The 15,597-nt window shown below is 73.7% G+C and carries 16 protein-coding genes and 1 tRNA gene; 10 read left to right on the top strand and 7 right to left on the bottom strand.

Going from position 1 to position 15,597, the window contains the following annotated elements:
- Window positions 1-67 precede the first annotated feature (67 nt).
- The 5 genes from ACQZ2A_RS11195 to ACQZ2A_RS11175 form a co-directional block, all read right to left on the bottom strand.
- The gene (locus ACQZ2A_RS11195; protein WP_430210821.1) at window positions 68-550 is read right to left on the bottom strand and encodes a carboxypeptidase regulatory-like domain-containing protein; all 483 of its coding nucleotides are present in this window, start codon (window positions 548-550) and stop codon (window positions 68-70) included.
- On the bottom strand, window positions 547-1,134 hold the full coding sequence (locus ACQZ2A_RS11190) for an RNA polymerase sigma factor (protein ID WP_430210820.1): 588 nt from the start codon (window positions 1,132-1,134) through the stop codon (window positions 547-549). The genes ACQZ2A_RS11195 and ACQZ2A_RS11190 overlap by 4 nt, the downstream gene beginning before the upstream one ends.
- Entirely contained in the window at window positions 1,131-2,912 is a 1,782-nt protein-coding gene (locus tag ACQZ2A_RS11185; RefSeq protein ID WP_430210818.1) for a S8 family serine peptidase, read from the bottom strand. Before ACQZ2A_RS11185 ends, ACQZ2A_RS11190 begins: the two co-directional genes overlap by 4 nt.
- Window positions 2,913-3,095: 183 nt before the next feature.
- Entirely contained in the window at window positions 3,096-3,458 is a 363-nt protein-coding gene (locus tag ACQZ2A_RS11180) for a protoporphyrinogen oxidase (protein ID WP_430210817.1), read from the bottom strand.
- Between the two features lie 76 nt (window positions 3,459-3,534).
- Window positions 3,535-3,912, bottom strand: a complete 378-nt coding sequence (locus ACQZ2A_RS11175) for a hypothetical protein (RefSeq protein ID WP_430210815.1) — start codon at window positions 3,910-3,912, stop codon at window positions 3,535-3,537.
- Window positions 3,913-4,008: 96 nt separating this feature from the next.
- On the opposite strand from ACQZ2A_RS11175, the gene ACQZ2A_RS11170 reads away from it, so the two are divergent.
- From ACQZ2A_RS11170 to ACQZ2A_RS11160, 3 genes are all read left to right on the top strand, one after another.
- Window positions 4,009-4,095 (top strand) — tRNA-Ser (locus tag ACQZ2A_RS11170).
- Window positions 4,096-4,618: 523 nt separating this feature from the next.
- The gene (locus tag ACQZ2A_RS11165) at window positions 4,619-5,815 is read left to right on the top strand and encodes a zinc-dependent alcohol dehydrogenase (RefSeq protein WP_430210813.1); all 1,197 of its coding nucleotides are present in this window, start codon (window positions 4,619-4,621) and stop codon (window positions 5,813-5,815) included.
- Between the two features lie 31 nt (window positions 5,816-5,846).
- The gene (locus ACQZ2A_RS11160) at window positions 5,847-7,439 is read left to right on the top strand and encodes a phytoene desaturase family protein (protein ID WP_430210811.1); all 1,593 of its coding nucleotides are present in this window, start codon (window positions 5,847-5,849) and stop codon (window positions 7,437-7,439) included.
- A 102-nt stretch (window positions 7,440-7,541) separates the two neighbouring features.
- Here ACQZ2A_RS11160 and ACQZ2A_RS11155 read toward each other — a convergent pair whose 3' ends face one another.
- Entirely contained in the window at window positions 7,542-8,909 is a 1,368-nt protein-coding gene (locus tag ACQZ2A_RS11155; protein WP_430210809.1) for an SDR family NAD(P)-dependent oxidoreductase, read from the bottom strand.
- A gap of 99 nt (window positions 8,910-9,008) precedes the next feature.
- Here ACQZ2A_RS11155 and ACQZ2A_RS11150 point away from each other — a divergent pair, with 99 nt between their 5' ends.
- The 3 genes from ACQZ2A_RS11150 to ACQZ2A_RS11140 are packed head-to-tail and all read left to right on the top strand — an operon-like array spanning window position 9,009 to window position 10,818.
- Entirely contained in the window at window positions 9,009-9,404 is a 396-nt protein-coding gene (locus ACQZ2A_RS11150; RefSeq protein ID WP_430210807.1) for a cupin domain-containing protein, read from the top strand.
- Window positions 9,401-10,369 carry a DUF1206 domain-containing protein gene (locus tag ACQZ2A_RS11145; RefSeq protein ID WP_430210805.1) on the top strand — a complete coding sequence of 323 codons (969 nt, stop codon included), beginning with the start codon at window positions 9,401-9,403 and terminating at the stop codon, window positions 10,367-10,369. Before ACQZ2A_RS11150 ends, ACQZ2A_RS11145 begins: the two co-directional genes overlap by 4 nt.
- A gap of 32 nt (window positions 10,370-10,401) precedes the next feature.
- On the top strand, window positions 10,402-10,818 hold the full coding sequence (locus tag ACQZ2A_RS11140) for a GNAT family N-acetyltransferase (RefSeq protein ID WP_430210802.1): 417 nt from the start codon (window positions 10,402-10,404) through the stop codon (window positions 10,816-10,818).
- Window positions 10,819-10,844: 26 nt separating this feature from the next.
- Here ACQZ2A_RS11140 and ACQZ2A_RS11135 read toward each other — a convergent pair whose 3' ends face one another.
- Complete coding sequence (locus ACQZ2A_RS11135; protein ID WP_430210799.1) at window positions 10,845-11,846, bottom strand: LacI family DNA-binding transcriptional regulator; 1,002 nt, start codon at window positions 11,844-11,846, stop codon at window positions 10,845-10,847.
- A 168-nt stretch (window positions 11,847-12,014) separates the two neighbouring features.
- Between ACQZ2A_RS11135 and ACQZ2A_RS11130 the strand changes: the two genes are divergently transcribed.
- The 4 genes from ACQZ2A_RS11130 to ACQZ2A_RS11115 all read left to right on the top strand — a co-directional run bounded on the left by ACQZ2A_RS11130 (window position 12,015) and on the right by ACQZ2A_RS11115 (window position 15,564).
- Window positions 12,015-13,118, top strand: a complete 1,104-nt coding sequence (locus ACQZ2A_RS11130) for a substrate-binding domain-containing protein (RefSeq protein WP_430210797.1) — start codon at window positions 12,015-12,017, stop codon at window positions 13,116-13,118.
- A 2-nt stretch (window positions 13,119-13,120) separates the two neighbouring features.
- Window positions 13,121-14,146 carry an ABC transporter permease gene (locus ACQZ2A_RS11125; RefSeq protein ID WP_430210796.1) on the top strand — a complete coding sequence of 342 codons (1,026 nt, stop codon included), beginning with the start codon at window positions 13,121-13,123 and terminating at the stop codon, window positions 14,144-14,146.
- Window positions 14,147-14,225: 79 nt separating this feature from the next.
- The gene (locus ACQZ2A_RS11120; RefSeq protein WP_430210794.1) at window positions 14,226-15,059 is read left to right on the top strand and encodes an ATP-binding cassette domain-containing protein; all 834 of its coding nucleotides are present in this window, start codon (window positions 14,226-14,228) and stop codon (window positions 15,057-15,059) included.
- Window positions 15,060-15,168: 109 nt separating this feature from the next.
- Window positions 15,169-15,564, top strand: coding sequence for a universal stress protein (locus ACQZ2A_RS11115; protein ID WP_430210791.1), 396 nt, complete (start codon window positions 15,169-15,171; stop codon window positions 15,562-15,564).
- Window positions 15,565-15,597 lie beyond the last annotated feature (33 nt).

Here is a 15,597-nt window from a genome sequence, read left to right as displayed (position 1 = left end):
ATGCGTTGGCACGCAGGCCTTCGGCGACCAGCTCGGACGGGGTCCTCGTGGCGGTCGTGCGGCGTCCTCAGAGCTCGATGGCGGGGGTGATGACCGGCTTGGTGGAGCCGTCGACGGGGTGGAGCACGAACTGCACGAGGCCCCGGCGCACACCGTCGAGGACGAAGCGGCCCTCGGCGCCGACGTCGACCGTGGTCGAGGAGTCGCGCTCGCGCAGCTCGACGCGCACCGGTCCGCCGGTCACCCACCCGTCGATGCGGACCTCGTCCGGGCCGGTGGCGACGACGGAGACCATCGCGGTGAACGGTCCGCCGGTGAAGGTCAGCGTCTCGGCGCGGGTGTAGTCGACGCTGCGGACGAGGGCCTCGTCGGCCCCCACCCGGGTCAGCTCGGCGACCTCGGCGTGGAGGGCCTGCACCGTGAGGGCGAACTTCACGTCGTCGGTGAGACCGGCGGGGACGGGGTCGAGGCGTGCGTGCAGCTCGCGCAGGGCCTTCAGGACGACGGCGTCGACGTCGTCGAGCGGCTCGGTGGCCAGGTCGTCGGTCATGATGCACCTCCCCACGCCGGGTCCTGACCCAGCGCCTCTCGCAGCTTGGCCAGGCACCGACCCCGGGTGGGCCCGATGCTCCCGACCGGCATCCCGAGCGCCTCCGAGACGGCGGCGTAGTCGGGGCGGTCGGAGAAGGCGATGACCCGCAGCAGCGCCTGGCAGCGCGGGGTGAGGGCCGAGAAGTGGCGCCAGAGCATCCGGTCCCGGTCGCCGGTGACGGTGACCGTGGCCGGGTCCGGTGTGGTGGCCACGACCTCCGCGCTGACCTCGCCCACCTCCCGACCGTGCGCCTTGACGACGCGCCACGACTCGCGGCGGACGGTGACGACCAGCCAGCCGAGGACCGCGCGCGGATCGGTGATGCGGTCGGCGTTCTCCACCAGGCGCATCCACGCCGTCTGGACGACGTCGGAGGCGCTCGCGGAGTCGAGGCCCTGCCCGCGGGCGGTGTGCCACAGCACGGGCGTCAGCAGGTCGACGAGGGTGTCCATCCGGTGGTGGTCGCCGTCGCGGTAGGCCTCGAACGCGGTGCCGGCGCGGACGGCGAGGCTCTCGCTGCTGCCGGCCTCGACCTGGGTCATGACGTCACCCCCAGGGCCGTGGCCACCGCGTGCTTCGCGCGGGCGACGCAGGCGTCGGTTGCGGTGTCGCACAACGTCTCGTCCGTGGGAAGGGCCGCAGCGATCTCGGCCGCCAGCACGGGCGCCGCGAAGGACGTGCCGCTCCACGAGGCGAACCCGGTGCTGAAGTCGTCCGGGTCGATGAGGGCGCGGTCGGTGGGGTCGTTGCGCTGGGTGTGCACGCCGGCCTGCATCGAGCCCCGCATGGTCGTGGGGACGGTGCTGACGACGGCGGCTCCGGGGCGGTGGGTGGTGACCCAGAGGCCGCTGTTGGAGAACAGGGCCACCGTGGAGTCGCCGGGGTTGTAGGCGCCCACGCTGACGAGCGGCACGTACTTCTGCGACCCGATGGTCGCCGTGCGCTCCAGGGCGAACCCGGCCGGGTAGAACTTGGCCGAGGTGCCGTCGTTGCCGGCGGCGGCGACGACCGCGACGCCGGCGTCGGCCAGCAGGCCGAGCAGCTTCTTGAGCGGCGGGTCCTGGGTCCAGGCGTCCTCGGGGGTCTCGTGGTAGTACCCGAGCGAGAGGTTGACGACGTCGACCAGCGCGTCGTGCCGTCCGGTGCGGGTCGCCCAGAGCTGCCGGGCCAGGAGCAGGGCCAGGGCGTCGTGGACGTCCTTCTCGGCCGCGGCGCCCGCGAACGGCACCACCGGGAGCACGAGGATCTGTGCCTCCGGGCACCGCTGGCGGATGATGCCCGCCACGAAGGTGCCGTGGCCGGCCTCGCCGGCGAGCAGGCCGTCGAGCTCGACGGTCAACCCCTGTCCGGGCGCCACGAGCGGGCGGCCGGGCAGGGACATCGTCGTGACGCCCTTCTTCTCGGTGAGCCAGGGGTGCGGCCCGACCGCGGTGTCGAGGATCGCCACCACCGGGGCGCGCTTGCCCGCGGCGGGACGGTAGGGGTCCACTCCCTGCCAGACGACGGGTGTGCGACCGCCGAGGCCGGGCACGCCGTACTGGTCGGCGGCGCCGACGGATCCCCACTGGCCGACCGAGCCCCACTGGCCCACGGATCCCCACTGCCCGACCGAGCCCCACTGGCCGACCGAGCCCCACTGGCCCACGGATCCCCACTGCCCGACCGAGCCCCACTCGCCGACCGAGCCCCACTGGCCGACGGGCTCGAAGCCACCCGCGCTGAGCAGGAGGTGCTCGAGGGCGACGTCCTCCGGGCGGCTGCCGCGGCGCGAGGTCAGGGCCTGCAGGACGCGCCAGGCATCGGGGGGCGGCGCGGCGGGTGGCTCGCTGGGGGGCTCCTCGCCGCGGGCCTCGGCGCGACGCGCGGCGGAGGCCAGCGCCTCGTCCCGGGTCTGCCGGCGGAGGACGACCTGGGTCTGCCAGACCTGGTCGAGCACCTCGAGCTCGGCGTCGTCGGCCAGCCGGCGGAGCGCGGCATCGCCCTCGGAGACGTCGGCGACCAGACCCATCTCCTCGGCGAGACCCTTGATCTCCTCGACGGCGGCGTGGCCCCCCAGGCCGGCATCGGGCAGCCCGCGGACCAGCAGGGTCGAGCCGATGTAGGCCGTCGGCTGCGGCGGGGCGACGCCCGGTGCCGTGACAGCGGTCAGGGGGTCGAGGACCCGGGCCCCGAACGCGCGCAGCACGGCCTCGGGAATCCCCGGGGTCGGCGGCACGGGAGGCGCCGGCGCGCCCGAGCCCTTCGGGTCCTCCGGATCGGGGTACCGGCGCGGCGGCCTGCTCCCGTCGGCGGGGGGCCGTGGCGCGGTCGGACCTTCCATGGGCGTCTCCTGGCGTGGCGTGTCACCGAGCAAGGAAGGGTGCTCCTCGCACAGCGTAGTGATCTGGGCGTCACACGTCAGGAGGGATTTCGCGCAGGCCTGATACACGCAGGTGACGGCCGACCGGGGTGGGGCCGGCCGTTCGTGGTCGCAGAGGTGGAGGCGCTCCGGGGAGCTCGCGCGTCAGTCGGTGGTGGTGGGGCGGGTCGCGGCCGCCCAGGCCTCCTCGTGACGGGACGGAGTCGCAGGGGTGCCCTCGGCCGACGCGTTGGACGACGAGCCGTGGTGGATCGCCTCGGAGGCGACGGTGCGTCCCTGGCGGAGCGTGGTCGCGGTGGCGCGGGCGGCGTCGGCCACCATGTCGGCGACGACCGGGGCCGCCTTCGTGCGCGCGACCTCCTTGGCGTTGGCCACCTGGTTCTGCACCGGCTGCGAGTTCCAGACCTTGCCGGAGGTGCGGCGGATCTGCTCGTAGCGCTGTGTTCCCGCCTTGGCCCCGAGGACGTAGCCGGCAGCCATGCCGGCGAGGAAGGACAGCTTGCCCATGGGGGCTCCTTTCGTCGGCCTCCGACCTTACCCACTGATGGTGCGGGCCATGCCGGGCGTGACGGCCCGGCGCCGGTCAGCGGCCCGACGGGGCCCCGAGGGCGGCGAGGAAGGCGTCGGGGTCGGCGAGGCTGAGGCGCAGCGTGCGCAGCCGCACCGGGACGCCGAAGACGCGGCCGCGCCCCGGTGGGTCGAGATCAATGCGGACCAGGCCGTGCCCGCTCGTGTTGACGAGCCAGTCGCCGCGCCACCCGTGGGCGCCGATGCTGATGGGGTGCCGGGGGTCGTGGCCGGCCGCCACGATGTCGGCGCGCGGGACTGTGGAGCGCCACCCGAGGCCGAGGCGGACCTCGAGGTGGTCCTCGGTGAGGACGACGGCCGGTCGGCCGAGCGCGGCGCCGGCGAGGAGTGCCCCGAGCACCGGGCCGGGGTCGGGCATCGCGAACGTCCTCACGCCCGGATGCTCCCACCCGAGGCTGGGCGCGGGGTGCGACGGACGACCCCTACGCTGGGCGGGCGGTCCGCGCCCGCAGCCCGGGCGCGGACCGATGGAGGGCTCGCATAGTGGCCTAGTGCGGCGGTCTTGAAAACCGCTATGGCGGCAACGTCATCGTGGGTTCGAATCCCACGCCCTCCGCTGCGCCCGTGGGCGCGGAGCGCTGGGCGCAGCGGAGGGCGAAGGATGACGGGGAGGCTCGAACGGAGTGACAGCCGGAGTCCCACGCCCTCCGTTCGCGGGGTTCGGACGGGCGAGGAACGAGGTCCGTCCGGTTCTCGCGAATTGAGAACGCGGGATTCGGGAGAAGGTGCGAGGAACGAGCCCCGACGGGGTCCCACGCCCTCCGCGGCGCGCTCGGGCGCGAAGCGCCCAGGGCGGCGTGGGAGGGGCCCACACGGCTCACAGTCGTGCGCGGACGTCCGTGTGCTCCAGCATCTGGGCCATGGCCCGGCACCCGGAGCAGGTGTCCGGGTGCTCCGGTGTCCGGGACATGGCTCACATCTCGGAGCACATGGACGTCGTGCGCACGACACCGGTGCCGCCCGACGTCGGCCGTCCCTGCGCCGGGCGAACCGGTGTCGCCGCCGCCCGGCCTCGACGGCGGGTGTGTGCCCGGCGGACCCGGGGTAGGGCTCCTGGACACCGACCCAGGAGGTACACCGTGAAGGCAGTCGTGTGGCACGGCACGAAGGACGTCCGCGTGGACGAGGTCCCGGACCCGCGCATCGAGCAGGCGACCGACGCCGTCATCCGGGTGACGAGCACCAACATCTGCGGGTCCGACCTGCACCTGTACGAGCCGCTCGGTGCGTTCATGAACCCCGGCGACGTCCTCGGCCACGAGTCGATGGGCATCGTCGAGGAGGTCGGCTCCGAGGTGTCGAACCTCGCCGTCGGCGACCGCGTCGTCATCCCGTTCCAGGTCTGCTGCGGGCACTGCTGGATGTGCGAGCACGGCCTGCAGAGCCAGTGCGAGACCACCCAGAACCACGACCAGGGCACCGGCGCAACGCTGTTCGGGTACTCCGAGCTGTACGGCTCGCTCCCCGGCGGCCAGGCGCAGTACCTGCGCGTCCCGCAGGCGCAGTACACGCACGTCAAGGTCCCCGAGGGCCCGTCCGACGACCGCTTCGTCTACCTCTCCGACGTCCTCCCCACCGCGTGGCAGGCCGTCGCCTACGCCGACCCCGAGCCGGGCGGCACCCTGCTCGTCCTGGGACTCGGTCCGATCGGCGACATGGCCTGCCGCATCGCGCTGCAGCGCGGCGTGGGGCGGGTCATCGGCGTGGACCGGGTCGATGCGCGCCTGGCCCGGGCCCGCGAGCGCGGCGTCACGACGGTCGACCTGCGCGACGTCGACGACGTCGGCGACGCCGTGCGCGAGCTGACCGGCGGCCGCGGCGCCGACGCGGTGGTCGACGCGGTCGGGATGGAGGCGCACGGCTCGCCGGTGTCGAAGGCCGCCCACAAGGTCGTCGGGCTGCTCCCCGACGCCGTCGCCAAGCCGCTGATGACCACCGTCGGCGTCGACCGGCTCGCCGCCTTCTACTCCGCCATCGACGCGGTGCGCCGAGGTGGCACGATCTCCCTCAGTGGTGTCTACGGAGGGATGACCGACCCGATGCCGATGATGACGCTCTTCGACAAGCAGGTGCAGATCCGGATGGGCCAGGCCAACGTCAAGCGCTGGGTCGACGACATCCTCCCGCTGCTCACCGACGACGACCCGTTGGGCGTCGACGGCTTCGCCACCCACCACCTCCCGATCGACGCCGCCCCGGAGGCGTACCGCACCTTCCAGGCCAAGGAGGACGGCATGGTCAAGGTCGTCCTCGACCCGCACGGCGTGGCCGCGTGAGCCCACACGCGCTTCCCACGGTGGGTGGTCGGTGACCACCTGCGACGCGGTCGTCGTCGGCGGCGGGCCCAACGGGCTCGTCGCCGCGGCGGCGCTGGGCGACGCCGGCTGGGACGTCGTCCTCGTCGAGGCGCAGGACGAGGTGGGCGGCGCCGTCCGCAGCGCCGAGGTCTGCGCGCCGGGCTTCGTCACCGACCTCTTCAGTGCCTTCTACCCGCTGGCCGCGGCGAGCCCGGTGGTCCGGGACCTCGACCTCGAGTCGCACGGGCTGCGCTGGAGCCGGTCCGCGGACCCCGTCGGGCACGCGTTCCCCGACGGGCGCGCGTCGGTCCTGCGCTCCTCGGCCGAGGACACCGCGGTCGGGCTGGACGCCATCGCCCCCGGTGACGGCGACGCCTGGCTGCGGATGGTCGCGCAGTGGGACCGCGTGCGCGACCCGCTGCTCGATGCGCTCTTCACCCCGTTGCCCGCCGCCCGCCCGGTGGCACGCCTGTTGCGCCGCACCGGTGTCGGCGGTGCGCTCGACCTCGCCCGGCTCGCGCTGCTGTCCGTCCGGCGCCTCGGCCACGAGCAGTTCGACAGCGAGGAGGCGCGGGTCCTCTTCTCCGGCAACGCGATGCACAGCGACGTCTCGCCCGACGGCGCCGGCAGCGCCCTCTTCGGCTGGCTCCTGGTGATGCTCGCGCAGGACGTCGGCTTCCCCGTACCGGTCGGCGGCGCGGGTGAGCTGGCCGCGGCGATGCGCCGGCGCGCCGAGTCCGTGGGTGTCCAGGTACGTTGCGGCACAGCCGTGTCCGCCGTCGAGGTCTCCGGCGGTCGCGCGCGTGGCGTGCGGCTCGCCGACGGCAGCGTCGTCCGCGCCCGCCGCGCGGTGCTCGCGGACGTCTCCGCCCCGATGCTCTACACCGACCTGCTCGACGCCCGGCACGTCCCGCCGCGCCTGCTGGCCGACCTCGCCCGCTTCGAGTGGGACGCCTCCACGCTCAAGCTCAACTGGGCCCTCGACCGTCCCGTGCCGTGGGCGAACCCGGCGCTCGCCGGGTCGGGCACGGTCCACCTCGGCACCGATGACGACGGCCTCGTCGACGTCGCCGCCGCCCTGTCGACCGGCCGGATGCCCGAGCGTCCCTTCGTCCTCTTCGGGCAGATGGCCACCGCCGACCCCTCGCGCGCCCCGGAGGGGGCCGAGACGGCCTGGGCGTACACGCACCTCCCGCGCTCCCTCGCGGGCGACGCGGCGGCGGTGGACCGCCAGGTCGCGCGGGTCGAGGACGTCGTCGAGGAGGTCGCCCCGGGGTTCGCGGACTCCGTGCGCGGCCGGTTCGTCCAGCGACCCGACGACCTCGAGTCGGCCGACGCCAGCCTCAGCGCCGGTGCCCTCAACGGCGGGACCGCCGCACTCAGCCAGCAGCTCGTGATGCGCCCCACCCGCGGGCTCGGCCGGCCCGAGACGCCGATCCCCGGGCTCTTCCTCGCCAGTGCCTCGGCGCACCCCGGTGGCGGGGTGCACGGGGCGTGCGGGTGGAACGCGGCGGTCGCGGCGCTCGGCCAGCACGGGGTGCTGGGACCGGCGAAGCGGGCGCTGGTGCGCACCGCGTGGGCGCGGGTCCTTCGCGAGGAGTGACGGCCGGCGGGCCGACATCACCTCGACACGTCGTGAAGCGCACCGCATCGAGGTGATCCCGGGCCGTCCGGCGGGCCGACATCACCTCGACCCGGCTGGCGCTCAGCCGCGGTCGGCGAGCTCCTCGCGGTACCGACCCTCGGCCAGCAGCGCCAGCCGCAGGAGGGTCTCCCGGTTGCGGGGCAGGATGCCCGCCTGCCGCACCGGCATCGGCACGAGCCTCCCCGGCCCGCTCGAGGCGTCCTCGGCGATGGAGACCGTGCAGGTCTCGGGCCCGTCGGGCACGATCTCGATCTCCACCCGCGCCTCACCGGCCGGCCAGCCCCGAGCCGTGAGGACCAGGTGGTGCGGCGCCCTGGCCTCCTCGACGACGGTGGAGTCCGAGATGGTGAGCGGCCACGTGCCGACGCTGTGGTGGATGCGGCTCCCCGGCTCGGGCCAGGAGCGGTCGACGTCGCGGGCCCGGGCCGCGCCGACGACCCACAGCGGATACTGCCAGCCGTCGGCGAGGACCTTCCACACCGCCTCCGCAGGGGCGGTGACGGTGCGCGAGACGCGGGGCCGGTGCAGCTGCCGGTCGGTCACGGGGTGCTCCTCGGGGTCGGGCGGCGCGGGGTGCCGGGGGCTGTGGACGTTGCCGGGCGTGGGCTCCAGCCCGGTCCAGGTCGAGAGGCCGAGGGTGCGCATCAGCGGGGTGACGAGCACGTCGAAGACGCCGGGCATCATCCGGAAGCCGGCGACGGCCACGGGGTTGCCGGGTCCGACGTGGGTCAGCCGGCGCGGGCGGCGCAGGACGCGCGCGACCCGGGCGGCGACGGCGTCGTCGGAGCGGACGGGCGGTGGTGGCGACCCGTGCCGGCCCAGCACCGTCGCGGCCTGCCGGTAGACGGGGGTGTCGATGCCGCCCGGCGCGATGAGCGAGACCTCGGTCCCGACGCGGTCACGGGTCTCGATCTGCAGGGTGCGGACGAGGCCGTGCACGGCCCACTTCGAGAGGACGTACGGGCTCATGTAGGGGGTGGCGATCTGCCCGAGCAGCGAGCCGACCACGACGAGGTGACCGCCGCCCGTGCGCCGGAACGCCTGCAGCGCCGCCCGGGCCACGTGGACGGTCCCGAGCACGTCGGTGTCGACGACGTCGGCGAGGACGTCCGGCGGGACCTCCTCGAAGTGCCCGTACGCCACGACGGCGGCGCTGTGCACGACGGCCAGTCCGCGTCCGTGCCGGGCCGCGGCCTCGTCGACCACCCGGCGCACGGCGGCGTCGTCACGGACGTCGAGGACCTCGGCGCGGGCGGTGCCCCCGGCCTCCCGGCAGGCGTCGACGACGGGTGCCAGGGCGGCGAGGTCGCGCCCGGTCGCGACGACCTCGACACCGTCTCGCGCCAGGCGCACGGCGGTGGCGCGGCCGATGCCGCTCGAGGCGCCGGTCACGAGCGCCCCGGTGGTCGGGGTGGTGGTCGGACGCACGGGGCGTCCCTCCTCTCGTCGGTGCCCGTCCCCTACCCGCCGGGCGCCCGCCGAACCCGTTCCCCCGACCACCGGCCCGCTCGGGTCTACCGTGGCGGGATGGTCGACCGGGAACCCGTGCGCGTCGTGCGCGACGACGAGCTCGTCGAGGCCGACCCGACGTCCGGGATGCTCCGCCGCCGCGCGCTCGAGGTCCCCGGGCTCTGGGCGGGGCAGGTGGTCACCGATCCCGGCGCCGTCTCCGGGTGGCACCACCACGACACGAACCGCAGCGTCCTCTACGTCGTGCGCGGCGTCCTCCGCCTCGAGTGCGAGGGCGTCGAGGGCTGGGTCGACGCGACGGCCGGCAGCTACGTGCACGTCCCGCCGCTCACCGTGCACCGCGAGTCCAACCCCGGCCGCGAGCCCTCGCTCGCCGTCATCGCCCGTGCCGGCACCGGCATCCCGACCGTCAACGTCGCGGAGGCGCCGGCGCCCCACCGGGGACGGGGATGAGCACCGACACGCCCGCGAGCGGCACGGCCGTCCCGGGCACCGAGGAGCGGACGGCGCTGGACGGGGTGCGGGAGGCCGCAGCGGACCTCGTGGCCCCGGTCGCGGACGCCGCGCACGACGCCGTGGAAACCGCCCACGACGCGGTCGAGGCGGTCGCCGAGACGGCCCACCAGGTCGCCGAGGTCACCGTGGCGGCGGCCGAGGTGGCCGAGACGCACGCCGCGGTGAGCACCGGCGCACGCCTGGGGTTCTTCCTCGACGGCCTGCTGCACGCGGCGATGGGCTGGGCCGGCCTGCAGATCGTCTGGCTCGGGCGCAGCGGCAGCACCGCGGACGAGTCCGGCGCCTTGACCTCCATCGCCACCTCGCTCGGCGGCCGGGCGGTGCTCTGGGTGGGGTTCGTCGGCTTCGCCGTGGTCACGGTGTGGAACCTCGCGCGCGCCGTGACCGGGCGGCACTGCCGCACCCGGCTGAAGCGCCTCGAGCACGCGGCCGACGGCATCGCGTACGCCACGGTGGCCTGGGCGGCCGCCGCCTTCGCCATCGGTGCGGGACAGACGAGCAGGGACTCGACGGTCGGCATCACCCGCTCCCTCCTGGCCCTCCCCGGAGGCGTGCTGCTCGTCATCGGCACCGGTCTGGCGGTGGCCGGCGTGGGGGTCTTCAGCGTCTGGTCGGGGCTCTCGCGCGACTTCCTCGTCGACCTCGCGCGCCGACCCGGCCGGGTCCTCGTGCTCGTCGGCATCGTCGGGTTCGTCGCCCGCGGCGTGGCCTTCGGCATCGTCGGGCTGCTGTTCGTCATCGCCGCGTGGACCCACGACGTCAGCGCCTCCACCGGCATCGACGGCGCGCTGCGCTTCCTCCAGGACGCACCGGCCGGGCGGTACGCGCTCGCCGTGGTCTCGGCCGGGCTGGTCGCCTTCGGCGTCTACCTGATGACCCGGGCCCGCCACCTCCGCCGCTGACGCCCCGGGCGGGCATCGGCGAGGATGGCCGGATGCGCCTGACGACCGGCACCGCCGACGCCGACCTCGACCAGCGGCTCTCTGACGAGCTCGACCGCGTGAACGCCTCCGCCACACCGGGGCTCGCTCCGGCCGAGGAGCTCACGGTGCGGGTCACCGACGACGACGACGAGCTGGTGGCCGGCATCTCCGGCTGGACGTGGGGCGTCGCGGCGGGCATCGGCATGACGTGGGTGCGCGAGGACCAGCGCGGTACCGGCACCGGCCGGCGTCTGCTCGAGGCCTTCGAGGACGAAGCGCGCCGCCGGGGCTGCGCGCACGTCTACGTCACGTCGTTCACGTTCCAGGCGCCCGCCTTCTACGAGCGGTCCGGCTACCGCGAGCTCTTCCGCTGGGAGGACGTGCCCGAGCGCGGCAGCGCCGACGTGCACCTGCGCAAGGACCTCTGACCCGGGCGGCTCGGGCCCCGGGCGGCTCAGGCCCCGGGGGGCGCGATCTCGCCGGAACCCCGCACGACGAGCGTCGGCTCGACGACGACGTGCCGCGGCGGTGAGCTCTCGCCGCCGATCCGCTCGAAGAGCATCTGCCCCACCGTGCGGCCGATGCGTCCGACGTCCTGCCGCACGACGGTCAGCCCGGGGTCGAGCAGGTCGGCCATCGGGAAGTCGTCGAAGCTCACGAGCGCGACCGACCGGCGCAGGCCGCGCTCGGCGAGGGCGCGCACGGCTCCGGACGCGAGGATGTTGCGGCCGGCGAAGATGGCCGAGGGCGGGTCGTCGAGGTCGAGGAGCCGGTGGACGACCTCGGTCGCCTCGTCGGTCGAGCCGATCCCCTCGACGACGAGCCGCGGGTCCGGGCGGACCCCCCGGTCGGTGTGCGCCGCGGCGAAGCCCTCGATGCGGTCGTGCGCCGTGGGGATCTGCGGCAGGTGGAACAGGCCGGCGATGCGGCGGTGCCCGAGCTGCAGGAGGTGCTCGGTGGCCAGCCGCGCCCCGAGCAGGTTGTCGACGACCACCGAGTCGGCGTCCACCCCGCGCGGGGGACGGTCGACGAAGACGGCCGGTGTGCCGGTGCGCAGCTCGGCGACGAGGTAGTCCTGGCGCTGGCTCGCGGGCATGATGACGAGGCCGTCGACGCGTCGGGTGACGAGGTCGTGCACGATGGCCTGCTCGCGGTCGACCCCTTCGTCGAGGCTCGCCGCGAGGACGGCGGTCCGGTGCGAGCGGGCGACGTCCTCGAGGGCGCGGAGCACGCCGGCCGAGAAGGAGTTGGAGATGTCCTGGACGAGGACGCCGACGAGCCCGGAGCGGGCGCCGGTGCGGCGCAGGTTGCTCGCGGCGAGGTTCGGGCGGTAGTCGAGGCGGCGCACCGCGGCGGTGACCCGCTCGCGCACGTCGGGGGAGACCCCGGCCTCCTCGTTGACCACCCGCGAGACGGTCTTGAGGCTCACGCCGGCGAGCGCGGCGACGTCGCGCATCGTCGCTCGGGACTTGCCAGAGTCTGACAACGATGTCACAGCCACATCACGATGTTTAACGGATCCCTTGACCTGCGCGCAAGCGGACGCTACAAATAGTCCCTGACAACGTTGTCACGAGGCAGCGTCGTCCGGCCCAGCCCAGAACTCAAAGGAGAGTCACGGATCATGCACATCCGTCAGGTTTCCACGACGCGCGCGGCCCGCCGCGTCGTCGCCTCGGTCGGCATCGTCGGCCTCGCCCTCACCGCAGCCGCCTGCAACCGCGAGAGCGCCTCGGACTCGGGGAGCGGTGGTGGCGGCGAGGCCGCCGTCGGCGTCACCCTCATCACCAAGGACTCCACGAACCCGTTCTTCGTCGCCATGCAGAAGGGTGCGCAGGCCGACGCGAGCAAGAACAACGTCAAGCTCACCATCGCCTCCGGCAAGGAGGAGGGTGACGACCAGGGCCAGATCACGGCCATCGAGAACGCCATCGCCCGTCAGGACAAGGGGATCCTCATCACCCCGATGTCCACCGGCGTCAACGCCGCCATCAAGAAGGCCCGCGACGCCGGCCTCTACGTCATCGCCCTCGACACCCCGCCGGACCCGGCCGACACCGTCGACATCACCTTCGCCACCGACAACCGCAACGCGGGCAAGCTCGACGGGCAGTGGGCCGCAAAGACCCTCAACGGGCAGCCGGCCGTCATCGCCCTCCTCGACCTGTTCGACGACAAGGTCGTCTCGGTCGACTACAACCGCGACCAGGGCTTCCTCGAGGGCATGGGCATCGACGTCGCCGACGGCAAGAAGAACGGCGACGAGGCCAAGACCGGGAACTACTCCGGCGGCACCTACACGATCGTCTGCAACGAGGCGTCCAACGGCGCCGAGGACGGCGGCCGCTCCGCGATGGAGAAGTGCCTCGCGAAGAACCCGAACATCAACCTCGTCTACACGATCAACGAGCCCGCCGCGGTCGGCGCCAACGCCGCCCTCCAGGCGGCCGGCAAGAAGGCCACGATCGTCTCCGTCGACGGTGGCTGCGCCGGCGTCAAGTCGGTCAAGGACGGCGTCATCGGTGCCACCGCCCAGCAGTACCCGCTGAAGATGGCGACCCTCGGCATGGAGGCGATCGCCAAGATCGCCCGTGGTGGCGAGAAGCCGCAGACCACCGAGGGTCTCGACTTCTTCGACACCGGCGTCGCGCTGGTCACCGACAAGCCCGTGGACGGCGTCGAGAGCATCGACTCCACCAAGGGCGCCGACATCTGCTGGGGCAACTGAGCATGAGCTCCACCGGTTCGTCCGCTGCTGCCGCCGAGTTCGCTCGGCGGCGGCAGTCGCCGGTCCAGCAGGTGCAGAACCTCCTGCACAAGCGTCCGTGGCTCAGTCCGCTGGCGCTGCTGTTCGTCACCTTCCTGGCGTTCTTCATCGCGACGCCGAACTTCCTCACACCGAACTCGATGTCGATCCTGCTGCAGCAGACGGCGATCGTGGCGGCCCTGGCCGTCGGTCAGACGATCGTCATCCTCACGGCGGGCATCGACCTCTCGGTCGGCGCGATCATGGTCCTCTCGATGATGGTCATGGCCTCCCTGGCCGCCGACGGTGGCCTGCCCGCGTTCCTCGCGCTCCTCATCGGCGTGGCCCTCGCGACCGCCGCCGGCCTCCTCAACGGGGTGCTCGTCACGCGGGTCAACCTGCCGCCGTTCATCGTCACGCTCGGCACGCTGAGCATCTTCACGGCGATCGCGCTGTTGTACTCGGGCGGCTCGAGCATCCAGGCCGACCGGCTGCCCGACCTGCTCAACGTCCTCGGTGACGGCTTCAGCATCGGAGGGTTCCGCCTCACCTGGGGCATCGTCGTGGTCATCGTGATCTACGCCGTCATGTCGTTCGTCCTGTCGCAGACCGCGTGGGGCCGGTACGTCTACGCGGTCGGTGACGACGCCGAGTCGGCACGCCTCTCCGGTGTGCCGAGCAAGCGGATCCTCCTCGGCGTCTACACCGTCGCGGGGCTCATCTACGGCATCGCCGCCTGGGTCCTCATCGGACGCGCCGGCGCCGCCACCCCGAACGCCGTCCCGACCGCCAACCTCGACAGCATCACCGCCGTCGTCATCGGCGGCACCAGCCTCTTCGGTGGTCGCGGGCGTCTCATCGGGACGCTCATCGGTGCGCTCATCGTCCAGACGTTCGACTTCGGGCTGTCGCTCATGGGCGTCAACCAGCAGTGGCGCGTCCTCGCGATCGGCGTGCTCATCCTCGTCGCGGTCGCCATCGACCAGTGGATCCGAAAGGTCAAGGCATGAGCATCACCCCAGGAAGTTCTGCGCTCCTCCGGCCCATGCAGAGCATGGGACCCGACTCCGATACTTTCCGGGGGCCCCGATGAGCACCATGGAGAAGCTGCCGCTCTCGGTGGACCACATCCCCGAGGCCAAGCGGCACATCTACGACGCGGAGCCCGTCCTGTCGGCGCGCGACCTCGTCATCACCTTCGGGCGGGTCGTCGGCCTCGACGGGGTCAACCTCGACCTCTACAAGGGCGAGGTGCTCGCGGTCATCGGGGACAACGGCGCCGGCAAGTCGACGCTCATCAAGTGCCTCACCGGTGCCTACCAGCCCAGCTCGGGCAGCATCCGGCTCGAGGGACAGCCGGTGAGCTTCCGACGCCCGCAGGACGCCCGCGAGGCCGGCATCGAGACCGTGTACCAGCAGCTCGCGGTCATCCCGGCGCTCGACATCGCGAGCAACCTGTACCTGGGTCGTGAGGAGCGCCGCAAGGGCCCGCTCGGCTCGGTGTTCCGGATGCTCGACAAGGGCGGCATGGAGAAGCGGGCGGGCGAGTCCGTCCAGGGCCTCGGCATCCAGACGATCCAGAACATGGGTCAGGCCGTCGAGACCCTCTCCGGTGGCCAGCGCCAGGCCGTGGCCGTGGCCCGGGCCGCGGCGTTCGGCAGCAAGGTCGTCGTCCTCGACGAGCCGACCGCCGCACTGGGCGTCAAGGAGTCGGGGATGGTCCTCGACATGGTGAAGCAGCTGCGGGACAGCGGTCTCGCCGTCATCCTCATCAGCCACAACATGCCGCACGTGTGGGACGTCGCCGACCGCATCCACATCCAGCGGCTGGGCGGGTGCGCCGGGGTCATCACCCCGCAGTCGCACGACATGGGCGAGGGCGTCGCCATCATGACCGGCGCCAAGACCCTCTCGTCCACCTGATCGCGGGGCGCCGCACCCGGAGGACGACCGGGTGCGGCGCCCCGTCCTCCCCTCCCGCCCCCGAGCCGCAGCACTGGGCGTGATCCCCTGTGCCACAACGGAGTGCGCCATGACCATCGTCGTCGGCTACGTGCCGCGGAGGGACGGCCTCGCCGCCCTCGAGGCGGCGGTGGCCGAGGCGGTGCGCACCTGCGAGCCCCTCGTCGTCGTCAACGCCGGGCCGGACGGCTCCCCCCGCCGCGCCGCCCTGGCCGACCCCCGCGACATCGACGCCGTGTGCCGGCCCCTCGCCGACGCCGGTGTGCCGCACGAGGTCCGGCAACCGGCGCGCGGGCTCGCGCCCGCCGACGAGCTCGTCACGGCCGCCGAGGCCTGTGCGGCCCGGCTCCTCGTCATCGGCATCCGGCCCCGTCGCCCGCTCGGCGGCGGGACCGACGGCACGGTCGGGGAGGTGCTGCGGCTCGCCGGGTGCGACGTGCTCGTCGTCCGCTTCCCGGACCCCTGAGGACCGGGTCGTGGACCGGCCCTCCGCGGCGAC

The sequence above is a fragment of the Phycicoccus avicenniae genome (assembly GCF_050496545.1).
GTDB lineage: Bacteria > Actinomycetota > Actinomycetes > Actinomycetales > Dermatophilaceae > Phycicoccus > Phycicoccus avicenniae_A.
This window is presented reverse-complemented; position numbering and strand designations above follow the sequence as displayed.

Bases quoted from the DNA above. Each gene is read 5' to 3' on its own strand.
- ACQZ2A_RS11195 (WP_430210821.1), bottom strand. From the start codon at position 550: ATGACCGACGACCTGGCCACCGAGCCGCTCGACGACGTCGACGCCGTC.
- ACQZ2A_RS11190 (WP_430210820.1), bottom strand. From the start codon at position 1,134: ATGACCCAGGTCGAGGCCGGCAGCAGCGAGAGCCTCGCCGTCCGCGCC.
- ACQZ2A_RS11185 (WP_430210818.1), bottom strand. From the start codon at position 2,912: ATGGAAGGTCCGACCGCGCCACGGCCCCCCGCCGACGGGAGCAGGCCG.
- ACQZ2A_RS11180 (WP_430210817.1), bottom strand. From the start codon at position 3,458: ATGGGCAAGCTGTCCTTCCTCGCCGGCATGGCTGCCGGCTACGTCCTC.
- ACQZ2A_RS11150 (WP_430210807.1), top strand. From the start codon at position 9,009: ATGGTCGACCGGGAACCCGTGCGCGTCGTGCGCGACGACGAGCTCGTC.
- ACQZ2A_RS11145 (WP_430210805.1), top strand. From the start codon at position 9,401: ATGAGCACCGACACGCCCGCGAGCGGCACGGCCGTCCCGGGCACCGAG.
- ACQZ2A_RS11140 (WP_430210802.1), top strand. From the start codon at position 10,402: ATGCGCCTGACGACCGGCACCGCCGACGCCGACCTCGACCAGCGGCTC.
- ACQZ2A_RS11135 (WP_430210799.1), bottom strand. From the start codon at position 11,846: ATGCGCGACGTCGCCGCGCTCGCCGGCGTGAGCCTCAAGACCGTCTCG.
- ACQZ2A_RS11130 (WP_430210797.1), top strand. From the start codon at position 12,015: ATGCACATCCGTCAGGTTTCCACGACGCGCGCGGCCCGCCGCGTCGTC.
- ACQZ2A_RS11125 (WP_430210796.1), top strand. From the start codon at position 13,121: ATGAGCTCCACCGGTTCGTCCGCTGCTGCCGCCGAGTTCGCTCGGCGG.
- ACQZ2A_RS11120 (WP_430210794.1), top strand. From the start codon at position 14,226: ATGAGCACCATGGAGAAGCTGCCGCTCTCGGTGGACCACATCCCCGAG.
- ACQZ2A_RS11115 (WP_430210791.1), top strand. From the start codon at position 15,169: ATGACCATCGTCGTCGGCTACGTGCCGCGGAGGGACGGCCTCGCCGCC.